Below are 19,202 nucleotides of genomic sequence, written 5' to 3' on the forward strand. Positions count from 1 at the left end.
AGTACAAACAATGGCAACTTCTACTGACCGCAAGCAACAGATTCAAAAACTGCGTGAACTCATCAAAGATATTGATTATGGTATGTTTACTACAGTCGATGATGATGGCAGCTTGCATAGTTACCCCATGTCAAAGAGTGGTGAGATTAACTCTGATAGCATACTCTGGTTCTTTACTTATTCTGATTCCCATAAGGTGACTGAAATTGAACACCACGAGCAAGTCAATATTAGTTTCTCTTCACCCGAACAGCAGCGATACGTTTCGATCTCAGGTACAGCACAACTTGTAAAAGAGCGCAACAAAATGCGAGAGCTATGGAAGCCGGAACTTCAAACCTGGTTTCCTAAAGGACTAGACGAACCTGGTATTGCTTTGCTGAAGGTAAATATTAACCAGGTTAATTATTGGGATAGTGTATCGAGTTTCAAGCCCCAAACAATTAGTTTTTTGACAACATCACGTCTTTAATTAATAGTTCGTAATTCGTAATTCGTAATTCGTAATTCGTAGTTAAGAATTCAATGACGAATTATTTAAGACTTGTAATTATTGGACGAAATTGTGGCAATTGTTGGGGGTATTGAGTAACTGAAAGCACTGCCTAAAAATTCAGCGATCGCCTGCCTGCGGCCGGCTTTTAACTAATGCAAGCGGTGTGCGTGCGATCGCTGTCACCAATATGCTGCTGATGAAGGTTTTAAACTCTTCAAAACTTCTAAAGTTTGATACTGATGAAGGCAGAAGCAAACATGGTTTTCCACCTTAAAGCAAAGGACAACTATGAGACTGGGGAAATAAAATTTATGCCTTACAAACAAATTACAGACTTACCAGATGCAGTCAAAGAAAACTTACCCAAACACGCCCAAGAAATTTTCCGGGCTGCATTTAACAGCGCTCAAGAACAATATGGTGGAGAAGAACGTGCCTTTCGAGTCGCTTGGAGTGCGGTAAAACGCGATTACGAAAAAGGCGATGATGGGCATTGGCACAAAAAACCAGAATAGAATTCAATACGGTTCGATAAGGTTTTCTTACAGCCAATGCTTGGGATAAGTCCTCTCTTGTGCCAGATTATTAAAAACCACAGCACAAAGCACCAAAATAATAGAACCTTGTAAAGCAGGTGTTAATAGAAATTGCCAAGGAGCTTTTGTCATCATCACAACTAAGGCAACTGCTCCTGAAGGTGGGTGTAGAGTTCCAGTCAGCTGCATCATCCCAATGGCAGTAGCAACAGCCATTCCCATTGTCCAAGGTGATGAACCGAAAAGATGTAAAATAATTAGGCTGACTAAGGCAGCTACGAGATTACCACCAATCACATTACGGGGTTGAGCCAAAGGACTGTCTGGTACGCCAAATATCAATACACTGGTAGCACCAAACGGAGCCATAAGCAGAGGAGAATGTGTTTTCGCAGACAGGTAAGCCGTTGCTGCGATTGCTAAGAAACTACCAAGCCAACTCCAAAAAATATGTTTGTGATGAGGTTTATCTATAGGACAGGTTAGAGGACATGACCGCCAGGTTCCACTTATCTTAAACCAGTAATTATTCAATTTCAAGTGAAGATTTTTGTAATTAAATAATCTTAAATAAGCAGAATTAGTTCGCTTTTTTGGGAAATTTCCTTTCATAAACTCCACAATAATAAATAAGCATCAACTTAGAAAATATCAGTGGTGAAATTATACTGTAGCTAGTTATCAATACCGAAATAAACAAACACATCTATCTCAAGTTTGTTAGCAAAAATAGTATCTTAAATCGGTTTATACATTAAAGATAACAATGCACACAGTAGTACTTTCCAGATTGTAAATAAGGCATCGACTAGATTATTTATTCAAGACATTAAGAGCAACATTTACATAGACCTATTAACGCTAAATTAACAAGTCCAATAGAATATTGCTTAATGTCATGATTTTATAACATTCTACCATTAAAGGATCTTGGAAATTTTTTAATAAAGCGTATATTACGTAGAAAAAAAACTATTCCACCTATAATAATTACTTATGATTTGCCTGAATTTGTTCCATCTAAACCTCCAAGGTACTCCAATTGGCGGTGATAGGGGATAGGAGGGCTGCCAATCGTGGGGTTCAATGCTCCCGATTGGCAGATCCCGCTAAGAGTACTTGCAATTAGCGGTGAGAGTTGTCACATTAAAGATATTGTTACTAACTTCAAGGTGCTAGCAGATTTGCTAATAATAGTTTTAGAGCTAATTATTTAACGTGAGTTCGACAAGCCCTTTTTTGACCTCTCCCCCAACCCCTACGGTGTACACACAACTCAAATTACCCCCCTTAATCCCCCCTTATAAAGCAGGGCTGTTTCATTCCATTTCAAACAGGATTTGTCAAGATGGTTAGCGAGAAAATTGTAAGTAAGGGTGACGATGAGATGAACATTTAAGCACTTAAATATCAGTAAAATAGTTCATTTTCTCGGCACATTGGTAACAAAATAACTAATTTTTCATTGCTAGAACCCTTGATTTTTAAAGCTCTTTGGGGAATGAAACAGCCCTGCCTTATAAAGGGGGGAAACCGGAAATTTTGTTCCCTCCCCAATACATACGGGGAGGGTTAGGGTGGGGTAAAACCGAGATTTATCAACTACTTGAGACTTGTGTATACATCGTAGCCCTGTGGGAGAGGGAGGTTGTCCGGGAGAGATTCATCGAACTCACGTTTATTTAAAAGGTTGATTGCAGTCTTTGCTCAAACCAGTCCCTCAGATGTAATAACAACTCGCCTGACGTTAGATGCAATACGGTTCGGTTAAAGGGGAAAGGGTAAAGGGGAAAGGGGAATAAAAAACCGTTTAAACGCAGAGTGTTTTGGAAGCAATGTTGTATTTAGGAAGTATCAGATGTCACACAAACAATTGATTTATTGCTGGCAAAAATGGTTACTTCCCATCTTGATGCCTGCCATTGTGCAAATAGTGGTTCTAACATTAGGGGTGTTGAGCATTTTGGGAAGCACTGCTCCGATGAGTCATGCTCAAGCTGTTTTTAGCAGTAGTCACATCCAGGAGCAACAGACACCATCAAAATCAACAGTGCTAAATGCCACTGTATATCGCAGTCCCGATTGTAACTGTTGTGGCGGGTGGATTGAACACTTAAAGACACAGGGTTTTAAAATCACAGATTTTTCTACACCTGACATCGAAACAGTCAAACAAAATTACAACGTGCCGGATAACTTGTCATCTTGCCACACGGCAATTGTTAATGGATATGTTATTGAAGGACACGTCCCAGCAGACGACATCAAACGTCTGCTTCAAGAAAAGCCAAATGTTGTTGGTTTATCTGTTCCGCAAATGCCTGTAGGCACTCCTGGGATGGAAATGGGGAATCGAAAAGACCCGTTTTCTGTGGTTTCTTTCGATCGCAAGAACTCAGTTGCAGTATTCAATAAGTATCCTGGTGAGTCCTGAGTGAATTAAAACGGTCTTTTAACTCGGAACTCAGCACTCTTTATTTAGAACCAGTTTTGATCGACTGCGACAAATGACTTAACCATCTCCTCAACCAGAAAGTAGATGGTGCGCTTGCAATATTTTGAGACAGAAACTCAATGGCATGGTTACAATCTTGCAGGCTGGCATCAAGTCCCATTGCGCGATAAATTTCACGAGCATTACAAAAGGCATCCATCGCTTCTGATTCTCGATTGATTTTTTCTAACACCAAACCCAAATTAAACCAGGCATTTGCTTCTTCATTTGGGTCATTAAGATCGCTTCCGATCTTTAATGAATGCTGATACAACTCCAACGCCCTTTGGTACTTTCCTAAAGCCTTATAAGCACTGCCCAATCCACTCAAAGCCATGCCTTCAGCATTGCGATCGCTGATGAATTTCGCCAGCCCTAACCATTGTTGGTAAAATTCAATTGCTAGTTGGTAAGATCCCAACGATTCATAAATGTTGCCCAAACTTCCCAGGCAAATACATTCCCCAGTCCAATCGCCTATTTTCTTGGTTATACTCAACCATTGTTGGTAAAAATCTATCGCTTGCTCGTACTTACCCAGGTATTCATAAGTATTACCCAAGCTTCCCAAGCAAATGCCTTCCCCAGTGCGATCGCCTATTTTCCTGGTTATACTCAACCATTGGTGATAAAATTCAATCGCTCGCTGATATTTTCCCAGTGATTGGTAAGCGTTACCCAACCCAGATAAAGATTTGGCTTCTTCTGAGCGATCGCCTATTTCTTTAGCTATATCTAACCACTGTTGATAAAACTCAATTGCTAGGTGGTACTCGCCTAGCGACTGGTAAGCATTGCCCAAACTTGCCAAAGAAATGACTTCCCGATTGCGATCGCCTGTTTGTCTGGCTTTTTCTAAGCACCGCTCTTCATACTCAATGGACTCAATATTATTTAGTCCCCCGGATCTTATTACTTCTGTCATTCTCTATAGAAATTTTTGATCGATAAGCTGTTGATTATACAATTTTCTGTGGCTTTAGCACAGGATAAGTGCAACTTATGTCAAAATTGAGAAATTATTTTTCAATATCAAGCTTTCTTATATACTTTTCATACACAGCGATCGCCATGTATAAAAAGCTTTTATTTATCCTTAGTAACAAGCATACAAATATACCATACTGAAAAACTTAGCTTTCTCAAAAGATATAATAAAAACCAAATTAATCAGCAGCAGCATAATCTGGCAATACGTTGAGTTCTAAATTAACAGCACTTAAATAATTTTGATCGTTTAAAACTTGTGATGGTAATTTATTTGCATTCACAGCAGCTTTAACCAAATCTTTCGCAAGAATATTTCTATTCAAAGTTTTAAGTACTAGCGCTTCTCCGCTAGGAATACCGTGTTGTTGCAGACCTCCTTGATAAGCAAAATTAACTAGATTTAAAGGCTGGAGGTAATTAGCAGAAGTCGAGTTTGTGGATAAATTATTAGAGTTAACAGCTATTGTTTCACTGTTGTTAGTAGTAGCTGTTTGAGCGCCAGCAATTCCAGGTACAAGAGTAAGAGAAGCAAAAATCAGTGCAGAATTTATTAAGGTAGCAAGTTTCATAAGTTATATTTAGGTAAAATGCGATCGGTGTTTCTTAGTAATAGAGTCCTCTTTATTATTAATCTCAACTTCCTTCAGTCAGGTCATCTGATCGGTTGATATATGACTCACCCAAAAGGGTGAGCTAATTGGGTGATACAAACAGCAATAGAGACTCAACTGAGTCTAGACACAACAAGGATGGTTGAAATTTTCAAGTACTTAACTGAGGCGAGTTGAACATTTATGCAATTTTTTAGGTGACTCAAATACGCTCATTCACCTAAGCCTAATCACAAGTATTTCCCCAAATGTCAGAGAAAAACACTGCGTGCTGCTTTGCTAAAGCGTCTCTACATACCTAAAATTCTCTCTTAGAAGAAAAAACTTGACACTTAAGCGATTTTTTAGTATAAATGTACTATAAAAGCGCTTGATATTGCATAAAACTTTACCACTCCCGACTACGCCAATAGGAGAGTAGAAAATAAATGAAGCTATCTAAGGTAGACTTGAGCAGTTTAGTAGCGATCGCTCATTCTGATGGATATTTGCAGTTGTTGCTCGACCGAGGCAACGAACTAGAGTTTTTGGAAATTCCGGCACCGATACAAGCTTACGAAGGATTGCAAGAACTCAATGAGGTTATAGCTGAAACTACTGCCCTACCCTTTGAAGAAGAACCAATTGCTATGTTACCAGTTAGCTCATCAATGGCGGCGGCTGTAGGCTACGATCCTGACGAACAGATTTTGCAAGTTGAGTTTCAAAGTGGAGCGGTTTATCAGTACTTAGGCGTAGATGAGGATACTTGGGAAGATTTACATTCCTCGGACTCAATTGGCAGCTTTTTCAATCAAGAGATTAAAGGTAGATATGATTGCGATCGTCTAGATTGTGCAGATTAATGACTAATAACTGCATGTAGGGTTTTTAATAATTCTTGCGTTGTATAAGAAACTTCTTGGCATAAGTCGGGAAAAGGGGAAGGTGGGGTTCCCTCTGGGGATAAGGGGCGTAGGGTGGTTTTATACAAACAGAGAAAAACTAAAGCTGGGTTTCAAAGCCTCTCCCCCACGGGGGGAGAGGAATGGAAGTGAGGGAAAAAGCCTGGACACAAAACGAGAAATCAAAACTTATGTATTTTTCTTTTTTCGTATGAAACCACCTTGCCCTCTGGGGATAAGGGGCGGGGGAAAGGGACTGATGTTTTTTATCCCTTACCATGAGTCCCTTTAACCTTTACCCAATCTCCACCTAACAATTTTGGGTTGGCAGACCACTAGTAATGCTTTCTTCAGAGACAATAGAAAAAACCCATATAATATCAACGCAGTTATGACAACTACACTTACCTCTGCTGTTAAACCAAGAGCCGAAGATAGTTTTGCCATTACCTTTGCACCATTATCTCTGGAAGAAATCTATGCCAAATCCGACGATCCAGCCAATGGTGCTGTGGTTGTGATGAGTGGTATGGTTCGCAATCAAACCGATGGTAAACCTGTGATTGCTCTAGAGTATCAAGCTTATGAACCGATGGCGTTGCGGATATTTTATCAAATTGCTACTGATATTCGCTTATCTATGTCTGATGTGAATCGAGTCGCGATTTATCATCGTGTTGGACGTTTGCAAGTTGGGGAAATCAGCGTTTTAGTAGCTGTGGGTTCTCCTCATCGGAGTGAGGCGTTTGAAGCTTGCCAATATGCTATTGATACGCTCAAACACAATGCCCCTATATGGAAGAAAGAACATTGGCAAGATGGTTCTAGCACCTGGGTAAGTATTGGTGCGTGTGAAACATCAGGAGAAAATTGTTGATTTGACTCCTGATTCAGAAATCAGAATGGGCTACGCCCCGCTGCGCTAACAGGAGTCAGATTGACAAAATCTTGACAAGCATAGGTAAAATGCTATCCTCTTTTTCCAAATGTATTGAACTCATCGACACCACTCGCCAGAAACTTGAAAAGCGTCATAACTTCTCTACGAGACGCTGCGCGAACGTTGAATGGTGTCGATTGTTTTCACAGTAAGGGTTTCTAGCTAGAAAATCGATTGCTTATTGAGAATTACTTACTGGTTGTTGAAAATTTGAAAAGTGGTGTCGATTTTGTTGCTGTGCAAAAGTACTCTTAACAAACTCTGCAATCTCTATACGATTCCCACCGGGATCTCGGAGAAAAAACCGCACGCATCCTGGAAGTGGTCGTTGATCGGGAATAATTTCTATTCCATGCTCTTTTAGGTGTTCTTCAAAGGCGTTCAAGTTATCGACTTGGAAACAAAAATGCCGTCTAGATGCTTGGTTATTGGCGTTTTTCTCACTACTTACGTGCAGTTCAATGTCTCCCAACTTGTACCACGCTCCTGAATCATTTTTCATGACATCAGGTCTGACAATTTCAGTCAGTCCCAAAACTTTGCTGTAGAAAGATAGCATTGCTTCCTCCACTTCAAGAGGATAGGTTACTTGAATATGATGAACTGCATTAAGCTTCATAAATTTTTCTCCTAATTTGGGTTAAAGTTGGTAGCGCTACAATCACCTTTTGCTGTAATACTGGCGTATTTTTAAAGTTTTTTTGTTCAAACTCACCAAACATCTATATAACAAGCTTTCCCATACTGATGCGTTCTTCAATGAGATAGCCAAGTTTTCTATAAAACTCAACTACTTCTGCGTTGGAGACACGAACTTGGAGATTGATTTTGAGGCATCCCATCGCTATCAATACTCTCTCTGCGTGCTGCACTAGCTTGCTACCAATACCCTGTCGTTGATACTGAGGACTGACCGCAACTGTGTATAGCCAACCGCGATGCCCGTCATATCCTGCCATGATAGTCCCTACAATCACAGAGTTAATCTCAGTAACGAAAAACAACTCAGGTTGTACAGCAAGCTTCTGACTGATTACCAATTTTGGGCTGCTGTGCGACGGATTATTAGGAAACACCTCATGCCACAAAGCACTGACTAATTCAGCATCAGATTCTTGGTATGGTCTTATATTCATCTACATCTCTAAATCAAAGCACTTGCCTTTGCACATTCTTTGTGAAATACTACTCTTAAACTACGATAAATCGATATATTTTAAGTAGTATTATACAAAAATTACCATAAAACATCGCGTCCTGAAAGCAATTACAGGCTAATCCCTAAGATGACAAACACAGAAATTCGCACTGCTCAAGTTAAAGTCCCTAACGGAGATTTGCAAATTGATGCTTACTTAGCTGAACCAGCACAAAAGGGAACCTTCCCAGCCGTTATTGTGATTCAGGAAATTTTTGGGGTTAATATTCACATTCGGGAAGTTGCTGAGAAATTTGCCAAAGAGGGGTATGTAGCGATCGCACCGACTTTATTTCAACGCACCGCTCCCGGTTTTGAGGGTGGATATACTCCTGAAGATGTCCAGCAAGGGAGGGGTTATAAGGAGCAGACAACAGCAGAGGAAATATTGAGTGATATTAAGGCTGCGATCGCTTACTTAAGAACTCTACCAAATGTACAAGGAGATGCGATCGGCTCTATTGGTTTCTGTTTTGGTGGTCACGTCGTTTATCTAGCTGCCACCTTACCAGATATTAAAGTTACAGCTTCCTTCTATGGTGGCGGTATTCCCAACTCAACTCCCGGCGGTGGAGAACCAACCATCACCCGCACTCCAGAGATTAAAGGCCCCATTTACGCCTTCTTTGGTCTTGACGATCAGGGAATTCCCTTAGAACATACAGAACAGATTGAGGCTGAATTGAAGAAAAATCAGATTACTCATGCTATCTTCCGTTATCCCGGTGCAGGGCATGGCTTCTTTTGCAATCATCGGGCCAGCTACAATGCCGAAGCTGCTGCTGATGCTTGGAAAAATGTTCAAGAACTATTCCAAAAGAACCTTCAGCTTCAAAAAGTCTAAATTTTTAGGTTAGGAGCAATACAACACTAGAGGCGCACATCTGTGTGCCTCTACAACTGAACATAGGCAAAATAAGTCAAAAGCAAATTAAAAAACAAAGTATCACGTCCATGATTTCCGCCTTCAAACAACCACAAGTTAAGATTTTCCAAGGTTTTTCACTATTCCTTTTACCTGGATTATTAGCAATCTCAACAACCTTAATCAGTTGCTCAGTCCAAACCCCAAATTCAGCAAATCAAACCATTGGCTTGAAAACCAAAGTTGTCCGAATGGGGTATCAAAGTTTTGGGGATATTTTCAGACTTAAAGGATTGATCGAGAAACGTCTCAAGCCTTTAGGTATTTCCGTGGAATGGGCGCAATTTGCCGCCGGGCCACAACTGATGGAAGCGATGAATGTGGGCAGGGTTGATATTGGCTCTGTAGGCGAGACTCCCCCGATATTTGCCCAAGCGGCTGGCACATCTTTAGTTTATATTGCTAGTAATAAACCCAGTACCGGGAAAGGAAGCGGAATTATCGTTCAAAAGAATTCACCGATTCGGACTTTAGCCGATCTCAAAGGTAAAAAAGTAGTTTTTCAAAAGGGTTCTGCTTCCCATTACTTATTAATAAAAGCTTTGGAAGAGGCTGGTTTAAAATATACTGATATTCAAGCTCTTAGCCTCCCTCCTTCAGAAGCCCGTGATGCTTTTATTCAAGGAAAAATTGATGCCTGGGTAACTTGGGACCCTTATTTAGCCGTGGCCCAAAAAAAGGCCAATGCTCGTGTTTTGAGAGATGCTAGTGGCATTTCTACTCAGGGCGGATATTACATGGCAGCGCGAAAATTTGCCACAGAAAACCCGAAATTAGTGCGATTAGTTCTTGAGGAGATAGATAACACAGGTCAATGGGCTGAAAAAAACCGAGCAGAAGTTGTAAAACTGACTATTCCTCACCTCAAAATTGATGAAGATATTTTAACAACAATGGTTGGAAGGCGAACTTACGGTATAAGACCAATTACGCCTGAAATTATGGACAAACAACAGAAGATTGCAGATTTGTTTGCCAAAGAAAAAGTGATACCTAAGCCAATTAATATTAAAGAAGCGATGCTGACTAGCGAACAATATGCAGCCATCACACCGGAAACCATTAGTCAGAAATAGCGCCAGGAGATAAGAAAATGGAAGTTTTTTGGTATTTGCCGACCCAGGGAGACGAGCGTTATTTAGGTACTACAATCGGCAGGCGACCAGCCACTTATCCCTATATGCAGCAAATCGCCCAAGCTGTTGATAAATTGGGCTATGGCGGGATGTTGATTGGTACCGGACAAAAACAAGATACTTGGATTGTCGCTACTTCATTAATTTCAGTTACGGAACGCTTGCGGTTTCTTGTAGCATTTCGTCCGGCAATTATGTCGCCTTCTTTAGCAGTTAGAATGGCTGCGACTTTTGACCAGATTTCTAATGGTCGAATTATTCTGAATGTTGTTACTGGCGGCGACACAAAAGAACTTGCAAAAGATGGGATTTTCTTAGATCACGATCAGCGTTATGAACTTACAGATGAGTTTTTGACAATTTGGCGATCGCTGATGCAAGGTGAAGAACTAACCTATAGTGGTCGCCATTTGCAAGTTCAAGGCGCAAAACTCCAATTTCCTCCCGTACAAAAGCCTTATCCCACCTTATATTTTGGCGGTTCTTCAGATGCGGCGCTCCAAGTTGCAGCAAAACATATTGATGTATATTTAACTTGGGGTGAACCACCAGATCGAGTTGCCGAAAAGATTACAAAAGTACGGCGATTAGCAGCAGAACAAGGTAGAACAGTCCGCTTTGGGATTCGGATGCACGTCATAGTCAGGGAAACTACGCAAAAAGCTTGGGATGCGGCTAATGAACTGATTCAGTATGTCGATGATGAAACCATAGCAGCCGCACATCGGCGGTTTGCTGAGTCGGAATCAGAAGGACAACGCCGTATGGCCCAACTGCATAAAGGTAATCGCAAAAACCTAGAAATTAGCCCCAACTTATGGGCAGGTGTTGGCTTAGTGCGTGGAGGTGCTGGGACTGCCTTGGTAGGAGATCCAGACACAGTTGCAGCGCGAATGCTAGAATATGCCGATTTAGGAATTGATACCTTTGTTTTCTCAGGGTATCCCCATCTCGAAGAAGCTTATCGAGTTGCAGAATTATTATTTCCCAGGTTGCCGTTACAAACTCCAGCGATCGCATTACCGCAGCAGGTTGCAAGTACATTCAGTGAATTTGTTACCAAAACAGATTTACTCAAACCCCAGCCAGTGTAAGCAATTCAAAATCCAAAAACTAACGTGATTTAACTCATAACACCCTAGTACAACATTGCATAAATTCGGCAAAACTCTGCGTTCCTCTGCGCTACGCCAGTTGCTACAACGCGGGGAACCCGCGCAACGCACTGGCTTAACTTTGCGTGCCTCTGCATTTAAAAACACAACGATTTTACAAAAAAAAGCATGAGTACGAAAAAACCTCAACTTAGATTAGGTGCATTCTTGCCCAGCACTGGTCATCACGTAGCGTCATGGCGACACCCCGAAGCCCAAGCTAATGCTGGTTTGAACTTTCAGCATTATAAAAAGCTGGCACAGACGGCAGAACGCGGCAAATTTGACATGATCTTCTTTGCAGATGGTGTGGCTGTGCGCGATCGCAATCAAAGCGCCGACCTTTTGAGCCGGAATGGCAAACTCGTCCACTTTGAACCTCTTACCCTGTTGTCGGCTTTATCTGTAGTAACGGAAAACATCGGTTTGACGGCCACAGTATCGACCACCTACAACGAGCCTTATCACCTCGCCCGCAAATTTGCATCATTAGATTATCTCAGTGGTGGCCGTGCCGGTTGGAATCTCGTAACTTCTGCTACCGAAGCTGAAGCGTTGAATTTCAATCGGGAAAAGCACATGGAGCATACCCTACGTTATCAGCGTGCCAAAGAGTTTGTGGATGTAGTCACGAAACTCTGGGATAGTTGGGAGGACGACGCCTTCTTACATGATAAGGAATCGGGTATTTACTTCGATCCAAATAAACTGCACGTTCCCAACCACAAAGGCGAGCATTTTTCAGTACGCGGCCCGCTGAATGTGGCGCGTCCCATCCAAGGTTATCCGGTGATCATTCAAGCTGGATCTTCCGAGGATGGTAAGGAGCTAGCTGCACAAACGGCGGAGGTAATTTTCACTGCCCAACAGACCTTGGCAGAAGCTCAGGCATTTTATACAGATGTGAAGGGGAGACTGGCTCAATACGGGCGCTCACCTGACCATCTTAAGATTATGCCAGGTGTATTCCCAGTTATCGGCAAAACTGAGCAAGAAGCTAAGGACAAATTCGATCGAATTCAGGAGTTGATCGATCCGGTGGTCGGCTTAAATTTGCTTGGCTCAATGATCGGTGGATTTGACCTATCTGGCTATCCATTGGACGGGCCGTTGCCGGAGCTACCAGAGACTAACGGGGGTAAAAGCCGTCAGCAACTTCTGATTGACCTAGCTAACAGAGAGAATTTAACGATTCGACAGCTGTATTTGTCGATAGCTGGAGCGCGTGGGCATCGTCAGATTTTAGGCACACCAGAACAAATTGCCGATCAGCTAGAAGATTGGTTTGTCAATGGTGGGGCAGATGGCTTTAATATTATGCCGCCCTGGTTGCCCGGAGGATTGGATGAGTTTGTAGACTTGGTAATTCCTGAATTGCAACGTCGCGGTCTGTTCCGTACAGAGTATGAAGCAGGAACCCTGCGCGAAAATCTTGGTTTACCTCGTCCGGTAAATCAGTTTAGCAAAGTTGCTACTCGTGAAGCGGCGATCGCCTAACTTTTTCTAAAGCAAGTTTTGCAGCAAAAAGGCTCAAGCATTCCTGCCTGAGCCATAACTAAATTCAATTTATAGATTAGCTTCAAGAACTATATCTTTCGATCGGTAGTGGATCAGCTCAGTTAAAATTTATCACCATAGTAATGTAAGATAATTATCTGGATGATGTCTGGTTGATATCTATAACCTCAACAAAGTCTAAATTACTAAAGCTGAGAGTTGGGAAACTCCGGTGAAATTCCGGGACTGTGCCGCAGCTGTGATGGGATGACCCAAGTCAGAATGCCAACTCTCAGGATGTCCTCAAGACACACTCACCGTCTACTCCCTGCGTTGCACGGGGAAGGAGTTCTAAGTTTGGTTTCTAGATTTGCCACTTGTCCTGGCTTGTTTTATGCTACTCCTGCCGCAGATGGTATATTATCTCGCGTTAGAATACCAGGTGGAATTATTAGTAGTCAGCAGTGCCGTGCGATCGCAGATATAGCAGAACAGCACGGTGGCGGCTATCTAGATGTGACTAATCGAGCTAACCTACAAGTTCGTGAAATCCGCACCGGGATAAATGCTGAGGTTCTGAAATATCTACAAAATATGGGATTGGGTTCTGACAATACTGTTGTAGACCAAATCCGCAATATTATGACCAGTCCAACTGCTGGTATCGATCCCCAAGAATTAATCGACACTCGCCCTTTTGTCCAAGGTTGGGATGATTATATTGCTGCACATCCGGCGCTTTCGGGACTGTCGGCAAAATTTAGCGTTTGCTTGGATGGTGGTGGGATAATTCAGGTGTGCGATCGCTTGAATGATATCGCCTTTGTAGCTGTCTTACTTAACGATAATGTTTACTTTCGTCTCTATCTCAGTGTTGGTGAGAAGGGTCAACCGCCCAGCGATACGGGAATTTTGTTATCACCAGAAGACTGTTTGCCCGTCTTAGCAGCTTTAGCGGATGTCTATCTAGCTTATAGTCATACTACGAGTAAGCGGCGGCTACGTTTGAGAGAGTTATTGAATACTTTGGGTTGTGAAAATTATCTCCAAGAAGTTGAGCAGCGTTTACCTTTTTCTTTTTTGTACAGTGAAATAAGAAAAGATTTATTCCCCCAGCAAGGCAAGCTACGGTGTACACACAAGTCTGAAACAGTTCACTCATCTGAGTTTAAGCCTAAGTTTTACCCCTCCCTAACCCTCCCCTTGGAAAGGGGAGGTAACTGTATTTCTAGTTTCCCCCCAATACACGGGGGGATTAAGGGGGGTAATTCGATGTGTGTGTACACTGTAGAGGAAGGCAAAGAAGAAAAATATCAGCATATTGGCATTCATCCCCAACGTCAGCAAGGCTTATTTTACATTGGTGTTGTCTTGCCCCTTGGGCGATTGGAAAGTAGACAGATACGCGGTTTAGCAGATTTAGCAGCAAAATACGGTAGTGGAACTCTCAGGCTAACCCCTTGGCAAAATTTGCTCCTGACAGATATTCCTCAACGATGGGTTGCTGATGTCCAAAGTGAAATTGCTTTATTAGGATTAGATTGCTCTGCAACCAATATCAAGGGCGGATTAGTTGCCTGTTCAGGAAAAAAAGGTTGCGCCGCTTCTGCCACAGACACTAAAAGTCATGCGTTGGCATTGGCAGAGTATCTTAAAACTCGCGTTACTCTCGATTATCCAGTTAATATCCACTTCACTGGCTGCGAAAAATCTTGTGCCCAGCACAGCAAAAGTGATATCACTCTCCTCGGTGTCAGCATTGAAGCTGAAAATAGAACTGTGGAAGGCTATCACGTTTATGTTGGTGACAGCAATCAGAAATTCGGACGCGAACTATATCAATATGTAAATTTTGCTGAATTACCTACATTAATAGAGCGGATGCTATATGTATATAAAATTCAACGCCTAAATTCTGATGAGTCCTTTGGAGAATTTGCTAATCGATATCCAATAGCACAATTACAGCAGTTATTTAATAAATATTTAGAAAATGGAACCACAGATAAATACAGATGATTGATTCCTCCCTTTCTCTGACTCTGTGTTCTCTGCGGTTAATTAAATTAGGTATTCTTCTATTAAAAAAGAAGTATCTATACTAACTAACAAATCAATCCAAAATTTAAAATCTAAAATCCCAAATTGAATGCCCGACTATATCCGAGATGCCAACGAAATTTACCGTAATTCCTTCGCAATCATTCGGTCAGAAGCGAACCTAGATGTGCTGCCACCAGATGTAGCAAAAGTTGCTGTGCGTCTAATTCATGCCTGTGGAATGACGGATATTGTCACAGACTTGGGATATTCACCAACAGCAGTGCAATCCGCAAGAGCAGCACTGGCCGCAGGAGCGCCAATACTGTGCGATTGCCGAATGGTTGCTGATGGCGTTACCAGACGGCGGTTGTCTGCAAACAATCAAGTTATCTGTACCCTCAACGAGCCAGAAGTGCCAGAACTTTCCCAGCGTATGGGTACTACAAGGTCGGCGGCAGCTATAGAATTATGGCGATCGCACCTGGAAGGCTCAGTAATTGCAATTGGGAATGCGCCCACAGCCCTGTTCCGACTGTTAGAAATACTCGATGCAGGAGTGCCCAAACCTGCGATTATCTTGGGCTTTCCAGTGGGCTTTGTCGGTGCAGCCGAATCAAAAGCCGCACTGGCAGCAGATAGCAGGAATGTACCATTTTTAACCTTACACGGTCGGCGCGGTGGAAGTGCGATCGCGGCAGCAGCAGTTAACGCCCTGGCAACGGAGGAAGAATGAATATGCAACCTAAAGGTCGTCTTTATGGAATTGGTGTCGGCCCGGGCGATCCCGAACTATTGACCCTCAAAGCGCTGCGGTTACTACGTGCGGCTCCTGTAGTAGCTTATCAATCAGCCACAGATAAAGAAAGTATCGCTAGAGCGATCGTGGCGCAGTATCTTCCTGGCAATCAAATCGAGGTACTATTTCACCTCCCCCGCGCTTTGGAACCAGAAAAGGCAAAATCTATTTATGACCAGGAAATTGAACCAATTGCCGAGCATCTAGCAGCAGGTCGAGATGTCGTGGTACTGTGCGAGGGCGATCCATTTTTCTATGGTTCATTTATGTACCTGTTCACGCGGTTATGCGACCAATACGAAACAGAAGTTGTCCCCGGAGTTTCCTCGCTGATGACTTGTCCGGTAGCCTTGGGTGTACCTTTCACCTACTACAATGATATTCTCACAGTCTTACCCGCCCCGTTGCCAGCAGAAGAACTGACTACACATCTGCTAATGACTGATGCCGCCGCAATTATGAAACTAGGTCGTCACTTTACCAAAGTACGAGATATCCTGCATAAATTAGGGCTAGCGTCACGAGCAAGATATATTGAGCGGGCATCAACATCACAGCAACGTATCATCCCCCTAGATGAAGTCGATCCAGCCGAGGTACCCTATTTCTCAATGATTGTGATTCCCACCAAGAATCGACTATAGACTGACCTTTTCTTTTTAGTTAAGGTATTCTTTAACTGATGATTAAGACTTGACCATAAAGAAATACTTCAATAAAAGTTGATGGCTTCTAATAGCACCTTCACTCCTGATACGATCGCTGCTGGCTTTCATGCCCTGTCTGACCCCCTACGGATTAAGGTATTAGAACTGCTGCGCTCTCAAGAACTATGCGTCTGTGACCTGTGTGAACACCTGGGAACTACTCAATCTAAACTGTCTTTTCACCTCAAAACCCTGAAAGAAGCGGGTTTAGTTCGCGCTCGTCAAGAAGGGCGCTGGATTTACTACAGCCTCAATCTACCGCAGTTTGCTGTCTTAGAGCAGTATTTAGCAGAATTCCGCCGCTTTAGCCCCATATTACCTATTCGTCCCCCCTGCGATCCTTAAATATTCATCAATTTTTTTTGTAATATTTCGTTTAATTTTAGTTTTATAGGCATTGACAAATCAATTTTTTTTGAAATGATAGAGATATACTCTTGATATAACTCACGAATTTTAGATTTTCAATTTTGGATGTTGGATTGAATAATCTGAAATTCCTGCTCGAAGCTCCTGCATTTATGTATGGGGTTAATTGTAATGAACAAAAATACTTCAAAACGCCTCTCCTTTATTGACCGCTTCCTAACCTTATGGATTTTTTTAGCAATGGCTATTGGTGTTGGTCTAGGCTATTTCTTTCCTGGAGTAGAAGCCTTTATCAATCAGTTCCAGGTGGGAGCAACCAATATAGCGATCGCCATCGGGTTAATTTTGATGATGTATCCGCCCTTAGCCAAGGTGCGGTATGAAGAATTAGGGGATGTATTTCGCAACGGAAAAATTCTTGGTGTTTCACTAATTCAAAATTGGATTATTGGGCCAATTTTGATGTTTGCTCTGGCAGCTATCTTCTTACATAATTACCCAGAATACATGACAGGATTGATTCTGATTGGATTAGCCCGGTGTATTGCAATGGTAGTTGTGTGGAGTGACTTGGCACGAGGCAATACAGAATATACGGCTGGCTTGGTTGCCTTTAACAGCATCTTTCAAGTCATCTTTTATAGTCCTTATGCTTGGTTTTTCATTACTGTACTGCCGCCACTGTTTGGTTTACAAGGCAGTGTTGTTAATGTCAGCATTGCTGAGATTGCTAAAAGTGTGTTTATCTATCTCGGTATTCCCTTTTTAGCTGGATTTTTCACTCGTTACTTCTTAGTAAAAGTGAAAAGTAAACAGTGGTATCACGAGGAATTTGTGCCTAGAATCAGCCCCATTACACTGATTGCTTTATTATTTACAATCGTCGTTATGTTCAGCTTGAAAGGGAATTTGATTGTTCAAATCCCCTTCGATGTGGTGAAGATTGCAATTCCATTGATCGTCTACTTTATCATCATGTTTTTGGTCAGCTTTTACATGGCTTGGCGCGTTAAAACAGACTATTCTAGAGCCGCAAGTGTCGCGTTTACATCGGCAGGAAATAATTTTGAACTAGCGATCGCAGTGGCGATCGCAGTATTTGGAATTAATTCGGGTGTTGCTTTTGCCGCCGTCGTCGGGCCTTTGGTGGAAGTGCCTGTATTGATTGGTCTCGTTAATGTGGCTTTCTGGTTTGAAAAACGTTATTTTTCGCCATCTGAATCGAGAATCTTTTAAATTTAGGCAAATTATTCAAAGGAGTTGAACCATGAAACGTGTGATGTTTGTCTGCAAAAAGAATTCTGCCCGTTCCCAAATGGCGGAAGGTTTTGCTAAAACTCTTGGTAAAGGAAAGATTGCAGTGATTAGCTCTGGGTTGGAAGCAAGTCAGGTTAGACCAGAAGCGATCGCAACCATGAAAGAAATTGGTATCGACATTACCGATCAACACTCCAAACCCCTGAGTGATTTCCAAGCACAAGACTTTGATATCGTGATTTCTTTGTGTGGCTGTGGGGTGAATTTGCCGCCTGAATGGGTTGTACGGGAAATATTTGAAGACTGGCAGTTAGACGATCCAGTAGAACAACCAGAAATTTTTCCGAGAGTCCGCGATGAAATCAAAGAACGGGTCACTCAATTAATTGAGTCTGTAAATCAAGAAATTACACCTGCTTGATAAGCATTACAAGGATGCTTTATTTCTTGGAAATCCCTAACCAATTATCATGACGACATTTGACCATCCCCCCAGAATTTTATTTTTGTATGGCTCCCTGCGCGAGCGTTCCTATAGCCGCCTTTTGGCAGAGGAAGCCGCACGCATCATTGAAGAATTTGGAGCAGAGGTGAAGTTTTTCGATCCCCGTGAACTGCCGATTTACGGTAGCGTACTTGACACCCACCCAAAGGTGCAGGAGTTGCGTCAATTAAGCTTGTGGTCAGAAGGGCAAGTTTGGTCTAGCCCAGAGTTGCACGGTCAGATTTCTGGCATTATGAAAAATCAAATTGATTGGATTCCGCTCAGTATTGGAGCCGTTCGCCCGACTCAAGGAAGAACTTTGGCTGTGATGCAAGTGAGTGGAGGATCTCAGTCTTTTAACGCTGTCAACACATTAAGAATTCTTGGACGCTGGATGCGGATGTTCGCGATCCCCAATCAATCGTCAGTCGCTAAAGCATATCAGGAGTTTAACGAAGACGGCACTATGAAAGATTCGCCCTACCGCGATCGCGTTGTTGATGTTATGGAAGAACTTTACAAATTTACCTTGCTATTGCGTGACAAAGTTGATTATCTCACAAACCGCTATAGCGAACGTAAGGAAAAAGCTGCCAAAGAGACAATCAAGATAGCTTCTCAATCTCTTGAAATTATCCCTCTTCTGTCACTTTCCGACATAAGCAAGTAGTAAATAACTGAAATT

22 protein-coding genes and 1 riboswitch are annotated in these 19,202 nt (G+C 42.2%); of the genes, 16 read left to right on the plus strand and 6 right to left on the minus strand.

The window, feature by feature from the left end; genetic code table 11:
- The first annotated feature begins 10 nt into the window (after positions 1-10).
- Positions 11-472: a pyridoxamine 5'-phosphate oxidase family protein gene (locus RMX89_RS29810; RefSeq protein WP_322691479.1), complete on the plus strand. Its 462-nt coding sequence runs from the start codon at positions 11-13 to the stop codon at positions 470-472.
- Between the two features lie 141 nt (positions 473-613).
- Here RMX89_RS29810 and RMX89_RS29815 read toward each other — a convergent pair whose 3' ends face one another.
- Positions 614-751 carry a hypothetical protein gene (locus RMX89_RS29815; RefSeq protein WP_322691480.1) on the minus strand — a complete coding sequence of 46 codons (138 nt, stop codon included), beginning with the start codon at positions 749-751 and terminating at the stop codon, positions 614-616.
- Positions 752-807: 56 nt separating this feature from the next.
- Between RMX89_RS29815 and RMX89_RS29820 the strand changes: the two genes are divergently transcribed.
- Complete coding sequence (locus RMX89_RS29820) at positions 808-1,011, plus strand: ChaB family protein (protein WP_322671445.1); 204 nt, start codon at positions 808-810, stop codon at positions 1,009-1,011.
- Between the two features lie 27 nt (positions 1,012-1,038).
- Here RMX89_RS29820 and RMX89_RS29825 read toward each other — a convergent pair whose 3' ends face one another.
- Positions 1,039-1,644 (minus strand): HPP family protein, encoded by a 606-nt coding sequence (locus RMX89_RS29825; RefSeq protein ID WP_322691481.1) that lies wholly within the window; start codon positions 1,642-1,644, stop codon positions 1,039-1,041.
- 1,246 nt (positions 1,645-2,890) lie between these two features.
- Between RMX89_RS29825 and RMX89_RS29830 the strand changes: the two genes are divergently transcribed.
- Positions 2,891-3,466: a DUF411 domain-containing protein gene (locus RMX89_RS29830; RefSeq protein ID WP_322691482.1), complete on the plus strand. Its 576-nt coding sequence runs from the start codon at positions 2,891-2,893 to the stop codon at positions 3,464-3,466.
- A 40-nt stretch (positions 3,467-3,506) separates the two neighbouring features.
- Here the strand turns inward: RMX89_RS29830 and RMX89_RS29835 are convergent, their stop codons facing one another.
- Together RMX89_RS29835 and RMX89_RS29840 are read right to left on the minus strand one after the other, a co-directional pair.
- On the minus strand, positions 3,507-4,451 hold the full coding sequence (locus tag RMX89_RS29835) for a tetratricopeptide repeat protein (protein ID WP_322691483.1): 945 nt from the start codon (positions 4,449-4,451) through the stop codon (positions 3,507-3,509).
- Between the two features lie 241 nt (positions 4,452-4,692).
- Positions 4,693-5,085 carry a hypothetical protein gene (locus RMX89_RS29840; protein ID WP_322671448.1) on the minus strand — a complete coding sequence of 131 codons (393 nt, stop codon included), beginning with the start codon at positions 5,083-5,085 and terminating at the stop codon, positions 4,693-4,695.
- A 470-nt stretch (positions 5,086-5,555) separates the two neighbouring features.
- Here RMX89_RS29840 and RMX89_RS29845 point away from each other — a divergent pair, with 470 nt between their 5' ends.
- The gene (locus RMX89_RS29845) at positions 5,556-5,972 is read left to right on the plus strand and encodes a KTSC domain-containing protein (RefSeq protein WP_322671449.1); all 417 of its coding nucleotides are present in this window, start codon (positions 5,556-5,558) and stop codon (positions 5,970-5,972) included.
- 430 nt (positions 5,973-6,402) lie between these two features.
- Positions 6,403-6,888 carry a molybdenum cofactor biosynthesis protein MoaE gene (locus RMX89_RS29850; protein WP_322671450.1) on the plus strand — a complete coding sequence of 162 codons (486 nt, stop codon included), beginning with the start codon at positions 6,403-6,405 and terminating at the stop codon, positions 6,886-6,888.
- A 241-nt stretch (positions 6,889-7,129) separates the two neighbouring features.
- On the opposite strand, the gene RMX89_RS29855 is transcribed toward RMX89_RS29850, so the two are convergent.
- Entirely contained in the window at positions 7,130-7,570 is a 441-nt protein-coding gene (locus tag RMX89_RS29855) for a VOC family protein (RefSeq protein WP_322671451.1), read from the minus strand.
- A 103-nt stretch (positions 7,571-7,673) separates the two neighbouring features.
- Positions 7,674-8,087, minus strand: coding sequence for a GNAT family acetyltransferase (locus RMX89_RS29860; RefSeq protein ID WP_322671452.1), 414 nt, complete (start codon positions 8,085-8,087; stop codon positions 7,674-7,676).
- Positions 8,088-8,237: 150 nt separating this feature from the next.
- Between RMX89_RS29860 and RMX89_RS29865 the strand changes: the two genes are divergently transcribed.
- The 11 genes from RMX89_RS29865 (at position 8,238) to arsH (ending at position 19,187) form a co-directional block, all read left to right on the plus strand.
- Positions 8,238-8,993, plus strand: coding sequence for a dienelactone hydrolase family protein (locus tag RMX89_RS29865; protein ID WP_322671453.1), 756 nt, complete (start codon positions 8,238-8,240; stop codon positions 8,991-8,993).
- A 110-nt stretch (positions 8,994-9,103) separates the two neighbouring features.
- The gene (locus RMX89_RS29870; RefSeq protein WP_322691484.1) at positions 9,104-10,150 is read left to right on the plus strand and encodes a sulfonate ABC transporter substrate-binding protein; all 1,047 of its coding nucleotides are present in this window, start codon (positions 9,104-9,106) and stop codon (positions 10,148-10,150) included.
- A 17-nt stretch (positions 10,151-10,167) separates the two neighbouring features.
- Entirely contained in the window at positions 10,168-11,304 is a 1,137-nt protein-coding gene (gene ssuD, locus RMX89_RS29875; protein ID WP_322691485.1) for an FMNH2-dependent alkanesulfonate monooxygenase, read from the plus strand.
- 189 nt (positions 11,305-11,493) lie between these two features.
- Positions 11,494-12,861: an LLM class flavin-dependent oxidoreductase gene (locus RMX89_RS29880; RefSeq protein WP_322691486.1), complete on the plus strand. Its 1,368-nt coding sequence runs from the start codon at positions 11,494-11,496 to the stop codon at positions 12,859-12,861.
- Between the two features lie 177 nt (positions 12,862-13,038).
- A riboswitch (cobalamin riboswitch) is annotated at positions 13,039-13,170 on the plus strand.
- Positions 13,144-14,880: a precorrin-3B synthase gene (cobG, locus tag RMX89_RS29885; protein WP_322691491.1), complete on the plus strand. Its 1,737-nt coding sequence runs from the start codon at positions 13,144-13,146 to the stop codon at positions 14,878-14,880. Its footprint overlaps the riboswitch before it by 27 nt.
- Positions 14,881-15,010: 130 nt before the next feature.
- Positions 15,011-15,637 (plus strand): precorrin-8X methylmutase, encoded by a 627-nt coding sequence (locus tag RMX89_RS29890; RefSeq protein ID WP_322691487.1) that lies wholly within the window; start codon positions 15,011-15,013, stop codon positions 15,635-15,637.
- A 2-nt stretch (positions 15,638-15,639) separates the two neighbouring features.
- Positions 15,640-16,344, plus strand: a complete 705-nt coding sequence (locus RMX89_RS29895; RefSeq protein WP_322671557.1) for a precorrin-2 C(20)-methyltransferase — start codon at positions 15,640-15,642, stop codon at positions 16,342-16,344.
- Positions 16,345-16,425: 81 nt separating this feature from the next.
- Positions 16,426-16,752, plus strand: a complete 327-nt coding sequence (locus RMX89_RS29900) for a metalloregulator ArsR/SmtB family transcription factor (protein WP_322671458.1) — start codon at positions 16,426-16,428, stop codon at positions 16,750-16,752.
- A 195-nt stretch (positions 16,753-16,947) separates the two neighbouring features.
- On the plus strand, positions 16,948-18,012 hold the full coding sequence (arsB, locus tag RMX89_RS29905; RefSeq protein WP_322691488.1) for an ACR3 family arsenite efflux transporter: 1,065 nt from the start codon (positions 16,948-16,950) through the stop codon (positions 18,010-18,012).
- Between the two features lie 31 nt (positions 18,013-18,043).
- Complete coding sequence (gene arsC, locus RMX89_RS29910) at positions 18,044-18,454, plus strand: arsenate reductase, glutathione/glutaredoxin type (RefSeq protein WP_322691489.1); 411 nt, start codon at positions 18,044-18,046, stop codon at positions 18,452-18,454.
- 49 nt (positions 18,455-18,503) lie between these two features.
- Positions 18,504-19,187, plus strand: a complete 684-nt coding sequence (gene arsH / locus RMX89_RS29915; protein WP_322691490.1) for an arsenical resistance protein ArsH — start codon at positions 18,504-18,506, stop codon at positions 19,185-19,187.
- Positions 19,188-19,202 lie beyond the last annotated feature (15 nt).

Source organism: Nostoc sp. DedSLP04 (assembly GCF_034530775.1).
Taxonomy (GTDB): Bacteria; Cyanobacteriota; Cyanobacteriia; order Cyanobacteriales; family Nostocaceae; genus Nostoc.

Excerpts from the sequence above, each read along its gene's own strand:
- RMX89_RS29810 (WP_322691479.1), top strand. The coding sequence starts at position 11 with ATGGCAACTTCTACTGACCGCAAGCAACAGATTCAAAAACTGCGTGAA.
- RMX89_RS29820 (WP_322671445.1), top strand. The coding sequence starts at position 808 with ATGCCTTACAAACAAATTACAGACTTACCAGATGCAGTCAAAGAAAAC.
- RMX89_RS29825 (WP_322691481.1), bottom strand. The coding sequence starts at position 1,644 with ATGAAAGGAAATTTCCCAAAAAAGCGAACTAATTCTGCTTATTTAAGA.
- RMX89_RS29830 (WP_322691482.1), top strand. The coding sequence starts at position 2,891 with ATGTCACACAAACAATTGATTTATTGCTGGCAAAAATGGTTACTTCCC.
- RMX89_RS29835 (WP_322691483.1), bottom strand. The coding sequence starts at position 4,451 with ATGACAGAAGTAATAAGATCCGGGGGACTAAATAATATTGAGTCCATT.
- RMX89_RS29840 (WP_322671448.1), bottom strand. The coding sequence starts at position 5,085 with ATGAAACTTGCTACCTTAATAAATTCTGCACTGATTTTTGCTTCTCTT.
- RMX89_RS29845 (WP_322671449.1), top strand. The coding sequence starts at position 5,556 with ATGAAGCTATCTAAGGTAGACTTGAGCAGTTTAGTAGCGATCGCTCAT.
- RMX89_RS29850 (WP_322671450.1), top strand. The coding sequence starts at position 6,403 with ATGACAACTACACTTACCTCTGCTGTTAAACCAAGAGCCGAAGATAGT.
- RMX89_RS29855 (WP_322671451.1), bottom strand. The coding sequence starts at position 7,570 with ATGAAGCTTAATGCAGTTCATCATATTCAAGTAACCTATCCTCTTGAA.
- RMX89_RS29860 (WP_322671452.1), bottom strand. The coding sequence starts at position 8,087 with ATGAATATAAGACCATACCAAGAATCTGATGCTGAATTAGTCAGTGCT.
- RMX89_RS29865 (WP_322671453.1), top strand. The coding sequence starts at position 8,238 with ATGACAAACACAGAAATTCGCACTGCTCAAGTTAAAGTCCCTAACGGA.
- RMX89_RS29870 (WP_322691484.1), top strand. The coding sequence starts at position 9,104 with ATGATTTCCGCCTTCAAACAACCACAAGTTAAGATTTTCCAAGGTTTT.
- ssuD (WP_322691485.1), top strand. The coding sequence starts at position 10,168 with ATGGAAGTTTTTTGGTATTTGCCGACCCAGGGAGACGAGCGTTATTTA.
- RMX89_RS29880 (WP_322691486.1), top strand. The coding sequence starts at position 11,494 with ATGAGTACGAAAAAACCTCAACTTAGATTAGGTGCATTCTTGCCCAGC.
- cobG (WP_322691491.1), top strand. The coding sequence starts at position 13,144 with ATGCCAACTCTCAGGATGTCCTCAAGACACACTCACCGTCTACTCCCT.
- RMX89_RS29890 (WP_322691487.1), top strand. The coding sequence starts at position 15,011 with ATGCCCGACTATATCCGAGATGCCAACGAAATTTACCGTAATTCCTTC.
- RMX89_RS29895 (WP_322671557.1), top strand. The coding sequence starts at position 15,640 with ATGCAACCTAAAGGTCGTCTTTATGGAATTGGTGTCGGCCCGGGCGAT.
- RMX89_RS29900 (WP_322671458.1), top strand. The coding sequence starts at position 16,426 with ATGGCTTCTAATAGCACCTTCACTCCTGATACGATCGCTGCTGGCTTT.
- arsB (WP_322691488.1), top strand. The coding sequence starts at position 16,948 with ATGAACAAAAATACTTCAAAACGCCTCTCCTTTATTGACCGCTTCCTA.
- arsC (WP_322691489.1), top strand. The coding sequence starts at position 18,044 with ATGAAACGTGTGATGTTTGTCTGCAAAAAGAATTCTGCCCGTTCCCAA.
- arsH (WP_322691490.1), top strand. The coding sequence starts at position 18,504 with ATGACGACATTTGACCATCCCCCCAGAATTTTATTTTTGTATGGCTCC.